13 protein-coding genes are annotated in these 12,785 nt (G+C 38.1%); 9 read left to right on the top strand and 4 right to left on the bottom strand.

Going from position 1 to position 12,785, the window contains the following annotated elements; genetic code table 11:
• The 6 genes from E4T92_RS03905 to E4T92_RS03880 form a co-directional block, all read left to right on the top strand.
• Nucleotides 1-298: IS1595 family transposase (locus tag E4T92_RS03905; RefSeq protein WP_135093518.1), on the top strand; the 298-nt coding region annotated here is incomplete at its 5' end.
• A 244-nt stretch (nt 299-542) separates the two neighbouring features.
• Nucleotides 543-1,181: an RNA chaperone ProQ gene (gene proQ / locus E4T92_RS03900; protein ID WP_135093517.1), complete on the top strand. Its 639-nt coding sequence runs from the start codon at nt 543-545 to the stop codon at nt 1,179-1,181.
• A gap of 31 nt (nt 1,182-1,212) precedes the next feature.
• A complete protein-coding gene (gene prc / locus E4T92_RS03895) occupies nt 1,213-3,273 on the top strand; it encodes a carboxy terminal-processing peptidase (protein WP_135093516.1) in 2,061 nt (686 codons plus the stop codon).
• A gap of 75 nt (nt 3,274-3,348) precedes the next feature.
• Nucleotides 3,349-4,812, top strand: a complete 1,464-nt coding sequence (locus tag E4T92_RS03890) for a L,D-transpeptidase family protein (RefSeq protein ID WP_135093515.1) — start codon at nt 3,349-3,351, stop codon at nt 4,810-4,812.
• Between the two features lie 75 nt (nt 4,813-4,887).
• Nucleotides 4,888-5,448, top strand: coding sequence for a YcbK family protein (locus tag E4T92_RS03885; RefSeq protein WP_135093514.1), 561 nt, complete (start codon nt 4,888-4,890; stop codon nt 5,446-5,448).
• Nucleotides 5,449-5,505: 57 nt separating this feature from the next.
• Nucleotides 5,506-6,132, top strand: a complete 627-nt coding sequence (locus tag E4T92_RS03880; RefSeq protein WP_135093513.1) for an MBL fold metallo-hydrolase — start codon at nt 5,506-5,508, stop codon at nt 6,130-6,132.
• Between the two features lie 37 nt (nt 6,133-6,169).
• On the opposite strand, the gene argS is transcribed toward E4T92_RS03880, so the two are convergent.
• Complete coding sequence (argS, locus tag E4T92_RS03875) at nt 6,170-7,903, bottom strand: arginine--tRNA ligase (protein ID WP_135093512.1); 1,734 nt, start codon at nt 7,901-7,903, stop codon at nt 6,170-6,172.
• 79 nt (nt 7,904-7,982) lie between these two features.
• Between argS and E4T92_RS03870 the strand changes: the two genes are divergently transcribed.
• The 3 genes from E4T92_RS03870 to E4T92_RS03860 are packed head-to-tail and all read left to right on the top strand — an operon-like array spanning nt 7,983 to nt 9,340.
• On the top strand, nt 7,983-8,552 hold the full coding sequence (locus E4T92_RS03870) for a VOC family protein (protein WP_135093511.1): 570 nt from the start codon (nt 7,983-7,985) through the stop codon (nt 8,550-8,552).
• A gap of 4 nt (nt 8,553-8,556) precedes the next feature.
• Nucleotides 8,557-8,856 carry a hypothetical protein gene (locus tag E4T92_RS03865; protein ID WP_135093510.1) on the top strand — a complete coding sequence of 100 codons (300 nt, stop codon included), beginning with the start codon at nt 8,557-8,559 and terminating at the stop codon, nt 8,854-8,856.
• Between the two features lie 19 nt (nt 8,857-8,875).
• Entirely contained in the window at nt 8,876-9,340 is a 465-nt protein-coding gene (locus tag E4T92_RS03860) for a glycine zipper 2TM domain-containing protein (protein WP_135093532.1), read from the top strand.
• Nucleotides 9,341-9,592: 252 nt separating this feature from the next.
• On the opposite strand, the gene E4T92_RS03855 is transcribed toward E4T92_RS03860, so the two are convergent.
• From E4T92_RS03855 to E4T92_RS03845, 3 genes are all read right to left on the bottom strand, one after another.
• A complete protein-coding gene (locus E4T92_RS03855) occupies nt 9,593-10,273 on the bottom strand; it encodes a 3-keto-L-gulonate-6-phosphate decarboxylase UlaD (protein WP_135093509.1) in 681 nt (226 codons plus the stop codon).
• A gap of 78 nt (nt 10,274-10,351) precedes the next feature.
• On the bottom strand, nt 10,352-10,819 hold the full coding sequence (locus E4T92_RS03850; RefSeq protein WP_135093508.1) for a PTS sugar transporter subunit IIA: 468 nt from the start codon (nt 10,817-10,819) through the stop codon (nt 10,352-10,354).
• Nucleotides 10,820-10,890: 71 nt separating this feature from the next.
• On the bottom strand, nt 10,891-12,702 hold the full coding sequence (locus E4T92_RS03845; RefSeq protein ID WP_135093507.1) for a PTS ascorbate-specific subunit IIBC: 1,812 nt from the start codon (nt 12,700-12,702) through the stop codon (nt 10,891-10,893).
• Nucleotides 12,703-12,785: the final 83 nt, after the last annotated feature.

Genomic DNA, 12,785 nt, shown 5'->3' with positions numbered 1-12,785 from the left:
AGCAAGGAAAATCAAGCCTGATAGCTGGGTTTATACCGATACTTATCGTAGTTATGATGCCCTTGATGTAAGCGAATTTCACCACGAACGGATTAACCATTCAGAGTTGTTTGCGGTGAAACAAAACTATATCAATGGAATTGAAAATTTTTGGAGTCAAGCTAAGCGGATACTTCGAAAATATAATGGAATAGACCGAAAAAGTTTTCCTTTATTCTTGAAGGAATGTGAATTTCGGTTTAACTTTGGTACACCAAAAGAGCAGTTAAAAACATTGCGAAAGTGGTGTGAAATTTAGGACTAATCTACGTCAGCCCCTAAAATTATTGCAATATATTATAAACAGGTACGCGTACGGCATTTCTAAAACTAAACCCAAAAACAACTTTGTGCAATCACTGTATAATATCGTAAAAATATTTCTAATCACTGGGTATTTCTTTAGTTCAACTGAGAAAAAAGAATATATTTGAACCATTGTCAAGGCTTGCAAAAGTGCGATACACTACGCAGGTTTTTTATTTTTAGTACTAGGACAAAAAATGGCTGATTCTCAAGTTGATGTTCAAACCGAAGACATATCATCAAATTTACAAAAATTGACAAATAATAAGGAAATTATTGCTTATTTAGCAGAAAAGTTTCCACACTGCTTTATTTTAGAAGGGGAGGCAAAACCTCTCAAAATTGGTTTATTCCAAGATTTGGCAGAAGCACTAAGAGATGATGAGCGTGTCAGTAAAACCCAATTGCGCCATGCGCTTCGTCAGTATACGTCAAACTGGCGTTATTTGCACGGTTGCCGTGAAGGGGCTGTACGTGTTGATTTGTATGGTAATCCTGCCGGTGTTTTAGAGGCTGAACATGTTTCACATGCTGCTGCACAGCTCGCAGAAGCGAAAGCAAAGTTTGCTGAAAAACGTAAGGCAGAGTTAGCTGAGAAAAGAGCACAACAAAAACGTCAACCACGCCGCCAAAATTTTTCAAAAGCATCACGTAAGCCAAAGTTTGAATTAAGTGCGGTTGATTTTTCTTCACTTCGTACAGGTGATTCTGTGAAAGTAAGAGTTGGGGATAATGCGAAGAAAGGTACTATTGTTGAAGTATTGAAAGATTCAGCACGTGTTGAGCTTGAAAATGGCTTAGTTATGGGCGTCACAGCAGATCGCTTATTTGTATAACATTGATATTTTTATTATCGAGAAAGGTTAAATGAAATTTACAATGTCCAAAAGTATTGTCGCAAGTACTGTATTAAGTGCGTTGCTTTTTCATGTTGGTGTGAGCTTTGCTGTCGCACCTAAGCTGAAGTTAAGTGATATTCAAATTCCTTCTATTACGGAGGAAAATCAATTGGCAACAAAACGTGCGACAACACGTTTAACGCAATCTCATTATCATAAGTTTCAGCTTGATGACGCTTTTTCCGAGCAAATTTTCGATCGTTATATTAAAAACTTAGATTACAGCCGTAACACCTTTTTACAGTCGGATATTGATGAATTGAGGAGTAAATACGGCGCTCAACTTGATGATCAATTAAACCAAGGCGATCTTTCTGCTGCTTTTTCGATTTATGAGTTAATGATGAAGCGTCGGTACGAGCGCTATGCCTATGCACTTTCCTTATTGGATAAAGAGCCCGATTTAAATGGTCAAGATCAAATTGAAATTGATCGTGAAAAGGCTGCTTTTCCTAAAACAGAAGAAGAGGCAAACCGTCTTTGGGAAGAACGTGTAAAGAATGATGTGATCAATTTGAAACTGAAAGACAAAAAATGGTCAGAAATCAAAGAGAAACTGGTGAAACGCTATAATTTGGCTATTCGCCGTCTAACACAAACAAAGGCAGATGATATTGTTCAGGTTTATTTAAATGCGTTTGCACGTGAGATTGATCCGCATACCAGTTATCTTGCGCCACGTACTGCAAAAAGTTTTAATGAAAGTATGAATCTTTCGTTAGAAGGGATTGGCGCAACGTTACAGTCTGAAGATGATGAAACGAGCATTAAATCTCTTGTTCCTGGCGCTCCGGCTGAACGTAGTAAGAAATTGAAAGCCGGCGATAAAATTATTGGTGTAGGGCAAGAAAAAGGCGAGATTGAAGACATCATTGGTTGGCGATTGGAAGATATTGTTGACAAAATAAAAGGTAAAAAAGGCACGAAAGTTCGTTTGGAAATTGAGCCTGCCAAAGGTGGGAAATCACGTATTGTGACTTTAGTACGTGATAAAGTTCGTATTGAGGATCAAGCAGCCAAACTCACTGTTGAAAAAGTGGATGGTGAAAATATTGCCGTCATTAAAATCCCAAGTTTTTACATCGGTTTAACAGGAGATGTGAAAAAATTATTGGTTCAAGCCGATAAAAAGCATATAAAAGGGTTAATTGTTGATTTGCGTGAAAATGGTGGTGGCGCTTTGACGGAGGCCGTTGCATTAAGTGGCTTGTTTATTACTGATGGTCCGGTGGTACAAGTTCGTGATGCTTATCAGCGAATTCGGGTACATGAAGATGATGATCGTGCAGAGCGATATAAAGGCCCATTAATTGTTATGGTTAATCGTTTCAGTGCTTCAGCATCTGAAATCTTTGCAGCCGCAATGCAGGATTATAATCGAGGGATTATTGTGGGGCAAAATACCTTTGGTAAAGGGACAGTGCAGCAAAGTCGTTCTCTGAATTTCATTTATGATTTAGATCAAGCACCACTTGGTATCTTGCAATATACTATTCAAAAATTTTATCGCATTAATGGGGGCTCTACACAATTAAAAGGAGTTGCACCGGATATTAAATTCCCTGAAATTATTGATGCGAAAGAAAACGGTGAGGAAAAAGAAAGTAATGCTCTGCCTTGGGATAAAATTCCTGCGGCGAGTTATTCTGAAGTGGGACATATTCGTCAATATATTCCAGTGTTAGAGAAAAATCATCAGGAGCGTGTTGCGAAAGATCCGGAATTTATTGCGTTAAATGACGAATTAAAAATTCGTGATGAACGTCGTGATCGTAAGTTTATGTCTTTAAATTATCAAGCACGTAAAACAGAAAACGACCTTGATGATGCAAGACGTTTGAAAGATATTAATGAGCGTTTTAAACGTGAGGGTAAGAAACCGTTAAAAGATATTGATGCTTTACCAAAAGATTATGAAGCACCGGATTTTTTCTTGAAAGAAGCTGAAAAAATGATGGCTGATTTAGTGAAATTAAGTAAAAAGCAACAAAAAGTGAATATGAAAATTCAGCAGGATTCGAAAAAATAGAAGTAAAAAATCATCAATTTTTGACCGCTCTTGGATAAAGTGCGGTTTCTTTTGTCAATCTCTAAGGGAACTTTTATGTTGAAAGGAATATTAAAATTAGGGGTATTGGTGTTGCCCCTCTCAATGGCAACATCTGGTTGTGCATTGGCTGATTGGGCAAAAAATTCGACTACAGATCATAGCTTATCAAATATTGATATGTCGAAACTTTCACCGGAAGAAAGGGCTAGGCTAGAGGCTGAAATTAAAGAGGATCAAGCTCGCTTGGCCGCTGAAAAGCAAGCTATGCTTGAGATGTCTCTTACTCATGAAATCGGTGAGCAAAATTTACAATTTAAGCCGATTCTTGCAAAACTTTATGCTGATAATAAGTATGATTTACTATGGAAGGATAAATCGGCAGAGAAACAATTTCTACGTGAATATGCGGCTATGGTTGCGAGCGCTGTTTCTAAACGATCAGCGCAATTACTAGAAAATTTAAATCGTTCAGAACAAAATGGCGGTTTAGTTTATGATGTATTGTTGAGTGATGCTTTTTTAGATTACATTTATTACAGCACAAATGTTAATCAGCAAGCCCAACGTTGGTTGTATGGCTCAAGTGTCTATAAGCCGCAAGCCCCAACGGATGAACAGATTCAGCAATGGTTGAGTGCAGTTAAAAATAATGATGTTTTGGCTTATGTGAATGGTTTATCAACAAAAAATTCACATTATCATCAAACAATTCAGGCTTTATCATCAATGATTTCATCATCAGGGATCTCACCTACAGGTAAGAAATTAGCCATTAACGCGCAGCGTTTACGTGTTATTCCGGATTTTCACAATGGTATTTTTGTGAATATTCCAAGCTATCAATTACAATATTATCGTGATGGGAGATTGGTATTGGAGTCCCGAGTCATTGTTGGTAAAGATCAGCGTCGTACGCCTGTGATGTATAGTAAATTAAGTAATGTTGTCGTGAATCCGCCATGGAATGCGCCTACACGTTTGATTAATGAAGATATTGTACCGAAGTTGAAGCGCGATCCGGGTTATGCGGCTGCCCATGGATATAGTATTCTTGATAGTAAAGGAAATAGTATTGATCCTTATTCCATTGATTGGAATAAAATTGGTAAAAATTTCCCTTATCGTATTCGTCAAGCTCCTGGAGATAGTGCATTGGGTAATTATAAATTTAACATGCCGAGTTCAGATGCAATTTATTTGCATGATACGCCGAATCATGGTCTTTTTTCACGTAAGGATAGAGCATTAAGCTCTGGTTGTGTTCGGGTGGAAAAATCGTCTCAGCTTGCCGGTATATTATTAAAAGAAGCGGGATGGAGCGAGGAACGGAAGAAAAATGTCCTAGCGAGTAAGAAAACAACTTCAGCCAATATCCGCTCGGATAATCCCGTTTTCTTATATTATGTCACCGCATGGGTTGAAAACGGTCAAACTAAATCACTACCGGATATTTACAAATATGATAATGCGATTAGCAGTAGTGAAATAAACTGGAATACGGTGAAAAAATATCTTTAATATTGACCGCACTTTGGTGAACTAAGCTGTATTTTTTAAGTCGAAAAACGAAGTAAAGGAAAGAGAGACAGAATCATGGATAAAATAAATCAAGGTCGTCGGAAATGGTTATCTTTAGGCGGAATTATGCTAGGTGCAAGTATGGTGCCAAATACTGTTTTTGCGATGGTTTCTACACCTAGGCCTCGTATTTTGGCGTTTCGTAATATTAATACCGGTGAGCGTTTAAGTGCTACGTTTTCACCAAATGGTGGTTTTACTACCTCAATATTGAAAAAACTTGATTATTTCATGCGTGATAAACGAACAAATCAAGTGCACCGTATGGATCCAAACTTATTTATGAAGTTTTATCGTATTCAAGGAAATTTAGGACTACAAACTGCAGAGATTCAGATTATTTGTGGTTATCGTTCTCCTTCCACAAACGCGATGCGTCATCGCCAAAGTCGCGGTGTAGCAAGTAATAGTTATCATGTAAAAGGGCAGGCGATTGATTTTCGTATTGATGGTGTGCCTCTTGTTAAAATTAAGCAGTCGGCAGAAAATTTACATGATGGAGGGGTTGGGTTTTATCCTCGTAGTAATTTTGTTCATGTTGATACCGGTCCGGTAAGAACTTGGCGTGGTGTGTAAAATATTGGAAAAATTAACCGCACTTTAGTGCGGTTTTTGTTTTGGAGAAAAGAAAAAATGAATATAGAGATCATTCCTGTTACAGCTTTTCAGCAAAATTGTTCTTTAATTTGGGATGATGACAAAAATGCAGCCATTATTGATCCTGGTGGTGAATCAGAAAAACTCATTCAGAAAATTGAAGAGCTTAAGTTGAATTTAAAGGTTATTTTACTGACTCATGCTCATCTTGATCATGTTGGTGCGGCAATGTTGTTGAAAGATTATTTCAATGTTGAGATTTGGGGTGCACAGGAAGACGATCAATTTTTATTTGAAAGCTTACCTGAACAGGCGGAGCACTTTGGACTCGCGCATACTAATGCTTTTTTACCGGATCGTTGGTTACATGAAGGAGAAATCATTAATATCGGCGATTTCCAATTTAATATTTTACATTTACCGGGTCATACACCGGGACATATTGGCTTTATTGAGCAAGAAAAGAAAGTTGCATTTACTGGTGATGTATTATTTCAAGGTGGAATTGGGCGTACTGACTTTCCTAGAGGAAATTATGAACAGCTTATCTCATCAATTCGTGAGAAATTATTCAAGCTCAATGATGATATGATTATTATTGCCGGTCATGGTCCCTATACAACGATTGGGCGAGAAAAAGTTTCGAATCCTTTTTTAACGTAAAAAAATAAAGGCGCGTTGAGCGCCTTCTCGATAAAGATTACATTCTTTCAATAGTTTTAATACCTAATAATGTTAAACCTTGTTTTAAGGTTTTTTCAGTTAATAGCGCTAATTTTAAACGGCTTAACTTAACTTTCTCATCTTCTGCATTTAAAATTGGGCACTGCTCATAGAAAGAAGAGAATACACCGGCTAATTCATATAAATAGGAACAAAGGATATGTGGTGTCCCTTCTTTTCCTACGGTTTGAACGGCTTCTTCAAACTGGAGTAATTTAACGGCTAGAGCCCGCTCCTTTTCATTTTGTAGGATTACCTCTGCATTAGAAAGCTCGGTTGAGTCTATATTGACTTTGTTAAAGATTGAGCGAATACGGGTATATGCGTATTGCATATAGGGTGCGGTATTACCTTCAAAACTTAACATATTGTCCCAATCAAATACATAATCTGTGGTACGGTTTTTGGAAAGATCCGCATATTTCACTGAGCCGATTCCTACTGCTTCAATAACGGCTGTCTTTTCGGTATCAGATAGATGAGCACTTTTTTCATTGATTAAGATTGTCGCACGTTCAATCGCTTCATCTAATAAATCTGATAATTTTACGGTACCGCCAGTACGGGTTTTAAATGGCTTACCATCTTTACCGAGCATCATTCCAAAATTTTTATGTTCCAAAGAGAAGCTATCTGGCACATAACCTGCTTTACGTGTAATAAGCCACGCTTGTTGCATATGTTGGCTTTGGCGGGTATCAGAGAAAACGAGAGCTCGATCGGCTTTTAATGTTTCATAACGGTATTTTGCTGCGGCAATATCCGTGGTAGTGTACAGAAAACCACCATCTTTTTTTTGTACGATGACACCCATTGGATCGCCTTCTTTATTTTTAAATTCATCTAAATACACCACGAACGCACCATCATCTTCAACCGCCAAACCTTGTTTTTTCAAATCTTCAACTATGTTGGGTAACATTGGATTGTACAGACTTTCCCCCATAACATCTTTTTCTGTTAAGGTGACATTTAAACGATCATAATTATGCTGGTTTTGTTGCATGGTGATATCTACCAAATGTTTCCACATTGCAAGGCAGTATTCATCGCCACTTTGTAATTTCACGACATAGTTACGTGCTTTTTCAGCAAAGGTCTCATCTTCGTCATAATATTTTTTGGCTTCACGATAGAATGTTTCTAAATCTTGTAATTCCATATCGTTAGCCTGTTCATTTTGCATTTTTTCGAGATAAGCAATCAGCATACCAAACTGCGTTCCCCAGTCGCCGACGTGGTTTGCGCGGATAACATGATGACCTAAAAACTCTAGGGTACGCACAACGGCATCGCCAATGATGGTTGAGCGGAGATGCCCTACATGCATTTCTTTTGCAACGTTTGGTGAGGAATAGTCGATGACAATCGTTTGTTTTTCCTCTGCTTGAATACCTAAATTAGGTTGGGCTAGTGCATCAGAGGTTTTTTTAGCAATCCAACTTGGTGCTAGGAAAATATTGATAAAACCAGGACCCGCAATTTCTAATTTTTCGGTAATATCAGAAAAATCAGCATGATCCAATACTTTCTGGGCAAAGTCACGTGGATTTAATCCTAATTTTTTAGCCGCAGCCATAATACCATTTGCTTGGTAGTCACCAAATTGTGGCTTGCTTGATTGACGTACGAGGGAATCACAAGACTCATCAGCACCGGCAGCAATCATCGCCTGCTTAATTTTATTCGATAAAATAGATTGAATATTCACGGTTTTCCTTACGTTAAATTTGAATAGTAAAAATAATCGGCTATGATAGCGTTCTTTAGGCATTTCTTAAAGGGCGAATATGACAAATTTTAATGAAAATTTGACCGCACTTCAGGTTGAATTAATTGATTTTGAGGAAAAAATCCAGGCGCTTGCTTCGGAAATGAAACTTGATTTAAGGGATTACGAAATCGATCATCTTGCTTTACGGGTGAATAGTGAGCAAAATGCCAAAATTTGGCTGACACATTTATTAAAGTGCGGTAGAATTTTGTCCGATAATATCGTCAATGGGCGGCCTATCTATTTAATTCAATTAGAAAAGCCACTTTCTTTTGCGGGACAATTTGTTGATATTATTGAGCTACCGTTTCCGAAAAACAAGCAATATCCCCAAGAAACTTGGGAACATATTGAGATTGTGATTCCTTTTTTTCCTGATGAATCGGTTGAAGCATGGATAGAAAGGATCAATCAACAGTTTTTGTGGCAACATTTAACCCAATTAACAATTAAAGTTAGTGAACCAAAAGTTGAAGGAGAGAATTTACCAAATCCTTCTATTGCAGTGAGTTTTGCGGATAAACGAGAGAACCATACTTGCATAAAAGTTCACCCTTATTCTATTAAGAAAATACTCGAGGTTTAGCATAATGAAAAAGATGACCCTTGCATTAGCTATTTTATTAAGTTTAGGTTTGGCAGCTTGTTCATTAAATAATCAAAAGGATGAAAGTGCATATAAAGGTCAGGTTATTTTTAGTCAAATGGAGGGGGAAAACCTTCAATTAACAATTCGGAAAAATAACTGCTCATATAAGCCTGAAGGTGAAACTGAAAGCGTTACTCATCAGTATGATTCGACCCTTGTTGTTGGTGCTTGTGTAAAAGTTTCTGACAATGGTAATGCTTTAAAGAATATTTCAACTTGGTCACTAAGAAATCCGATTTAATTTATAAGGTTGATTCATGATGAAAAAGATGACAATAGCATTCACATTGATTGTTGCACTTGGTGTAACAGGGTGTGCAAATACTGATATTTTTAGTGGCGATGTGTATTCGGCAGATCAAGCAAAAGAAGCACGTTCAATTAGCTACGGTACATTGGTTTCGGTTCGTCCGGTAAAAATTCAGGCGGATAACCAAGGTGTTATTGGTACTGTTGGTGGTGGTGTACTTGGTGGTATTGCCGGTAGTGCTGTTGGTGGTGGCCGTGGTCAAGCGATTGCAACTGCTGTTGGTGCAATTGCCGGTGCTGTAGCAGGTAGTAAGATTGAAGAAAAAGCGAGCCAAGTTAATGGTGCAGAGCTTGTGATTAAAAAAGATGATGGTAAAACTATCGTTGTCGTCCAAAAAGCCGATTCAAAATTTGTGGCAGGAAAACGTGTTCAAATTGTTGGCGGTTCGTCATTAAATGTTTCTGTAATTAACTAAATTCAATCCTAGTTTGGTGTTTAAAAAAGCGAGCATGATGTTCGCTTTTTTATTTTAAAATTAACCGCACTTTTGGATTCTGCAAAAAATAAACTTTCGCACCTCTTAGATTGGGAACGGTTAGAATTTATTTTTTAAAATTTCAATAGTTTCAAAAACAAGCAATAAAAAATCGAATAAATTGAATAATTTATCCGATTTTTGTGATGAATTTAGTAAAATTTTTTAAATACAGCTTGCTCTATCTGTATATTAAGCCCAATATTTTTCAATTTCAGCACGAATAGCTTCAGCGGTTGCTTTGCCTTTTTCTCCAACGAGTGCTCTACCGGCAATAAAGGCCTTCGCATTTTTGATTTCTTTGAATAGATGAATATCTTCTGGCACAATACCGCCAGTGATTGATAGTTCAAGTCCGAGAGCAGATAATTTCTTCATTAATTCAACATCTTCAGATGTCCAACCTTTACCTGCTAATTCAGCATCACGAGAGCGGTGATAGATCGCTTGTTTTACACCTAATTCAACCCATTCTTTCGCGTCTTTTTCTACTGTCCAATTACCGTAGATTTCAATTTGAATTTCTTTTTTTACTTTTAATTCAGGATGAGCTGCATTGAATTCATCTGCCACTTTTTTACAGGCTGCTTTGGTTGCAGGGTGGGCTGCTGCCGAAACAGTGAGCCAGTCAGCTCCCGCTTCAAATGCCATTTTTGCTAAAATTGCGCCGCCATCAGTGGTTTTTAAATCACAAACTATGATGTGGTTTGGATGTAAAGCCCGTAATGTGCTGACTGCTTTCATACCCTCGGCACAGGCAAGAATGGTACCAACTTCAATGATTTCCACTAAATTTTCTGCTTGTTTGGCATCGGCAACAGCTTTTTCTAGAGAAAGGGAATCAAGGGCAATTTGTAATAATGGTTTAGACATAGTCATTATTCCTTTTTGTTAAATTGAAATAGGGAGAAAGTGCGGTTAATTTTGACCGCACTTTGATTTGAATGAAGATTAGCCGTTTAATGCTTTATCAATGGCTGCATAGACTTCATCTGCATTGTTACAATGGCGGAAACGATTTAAATCTACACCATCATCACTTTCAGGATCATCAAGTACTTGGGTAATTTCCATTAAGCCTTGCATATGCTGATCAGAATCACTACCCGCAAGGGTAATGAGGACATAGATTGGATCATCTTCACCATCAAAATAAATCGGCTCTTTTAAGGTAACCAAAGCAAAGGCAGTTTTGATCACGCCTTCTTCCGGGCGGGCATGAGGCATGGCAAGACCGGGAGCTAGAATAATGTAAGGCCCCATTTTTTCGATATTGCTAATAATCGTGTCGTAGTAGCGTGGTTCAATGGCACCTGAAACCTCTAATAAATCCGTGCCGATTTTAATGGCGGCTTTCCAATCTGAGGCAGTTTGATTGAGTTTAATGGAATTGTTAGCAATAAGTGATTCTTTTAACATAGTTTATCCTTAACGATTTGTGTATTGGGGCGGTCAATTTTTGTTGAAAATTGACCGCACTTTGTGTTGAATTATTTGTTATTTTGGAATTTGTTGATCAATTCGATTAACTCATCTCCAAAAGAGTTCGGGTTAAGCATATTTTGTACACCTAATACAAATTTACCTTCGCCGACTTGAATCTCACCGGATAAATGTTTAGACGAAACAATAATATCTGTACTGTCTAGTTTACCTTTATAGTCGGTAACGGCACAGGAATCCATAATATTTGGAATACCACGTTTGTCTAGATAGCCTTTGATCTTCATTTTCATCATCATAGAAGAACCTTGACCAGAGCCACAAACTGCAAGAATGCGTACCGGTTTCACTGCTTCGTCAGAAATTTCATCATTTTTGACCGCACTTTGTGCTGTGTGATCTTGAGAAACAGTTTCTTGCTCGTTTTCATCAACACCATAGCCGTCCATTTGTTCAAGTGTTTTGCCTGCAGCGGCAGCAGCGGCTTCGGCTGCGCGTAATTTTTTCGCGGCGAATGCCATGTAAACGAAAGCAGCAGCTAAGATAACAAAGAAGAAGAATGGAACGCTAACGATACCTTGTAATACCGGAGGGAAGAATAATGCCCAGTCAGCCATTCCCATCCAACCGTTAAACGTTGCACCTTGGGTCGCTAGTAGATGGATAACCCAAGCGGAACCTAATACTTCAATAATCCCCATCACGAAACAAATTTTCATCACTGCACGCCAGCCACCGAAATGGTTGGCAAATACACCGATTGTTGCGTTAGAGAAGAACATTGGAATGAAGCCCGGAATGATGAGTACGGAAGCATCAAAACCAAGTAATAAACCGACCGCAACGAATTGACCGATTGCCCCCCACATAAAGCCGAATACCATGGCGTTTGGTGAAAATGCGTAAATTGCCGCACAGTCAATGGCTAACACAGCATTAGGAATAACACGTTCGGAAATACCTTTGAATGCTTCGGATAATTCGGCAACAAACATACGTACACCGATAACGATGACTTGAATTGCTACGGCAAATTTTAATCCTGTTTCAAGAATATAAATTGTCCAGTGTGTTTTACCTGCCATGGTTTGCAGATTATCTAAGCCGAAAGAAAGTAAGATAATGCCGAAGAATACAGTCATCACTAATACGGTCGCAGAGATACTGTCGTGGAAAATATGTAACCATTTAGGTAATTTCATATTATCAACGCTGTCTTCTTTATTACCGAGTTTTGGTGCGAGTTGAACGGCAATCCAAGAGGCAATTTGCTGTTGGTGTCCAATAGAAAAACCGGCTCCCCCTGTTACGGATTGAGTTGGTTTATACATAATATTAGATGAAATCCCCCAGTACAACGCCATGATGATCGCTGTGTAGATGATGGTTTCCATCATTGATGCACCAATGAGCATATAGAATACGGCAACTAACCCTGCCTGTTGAAACATAATATGCCCGGTGAGCATAATAGTGCGAATCCCGGTAAAGCGTCTGAATAGAACAAGCAAAATATTTAATGCTAACGCCAGTAACACGGCATAACCCACCCAAGCATAATTATCTGCCATCGTTTCGATAGTCGCTTGCATACTGGTGTAGGGATCGATAACTGCACCGGTTAAACCGTGATATTCGGATAATTTTTCAATGATTGGTTTAAAGCCTTTTACTAATTCACCGGCACCGACTTGAACAAGCATAAAACCAACAATGGTTTTAATTGTGCCTTTAATAACGGTTGTCGTATCTTTGCGTAGAAGGATATAACCAATACAAGCAACGATACCTAGAAGTAGCGGTGCTTTATTTAGAACCTGATCTCTAAATACAATGAATAGATCTAATAATGTTTCCATAAACAGAACCTCTGTTGACCTTAATTAAGTGAGTGTTTGAATTCATTCCGAATCATTTCGAAAAAGAAGTCTAGCAAATAATA

Origin of the sequence: Pasteurella sp. WM03 (assembly GCF_004570945.1) — a bacterium.
Classification (GTDB): Bacteria; Pseudomonadota; Gammaproteobacteria; order Enterobacterales; family Pasteurellaceae; genus Rodentibacter.
The sequence above is the reverse complement of the archived record's forward strand: the minus strand, read 5'-3'. Positions and strand labels throughout refer to the sequence as shown.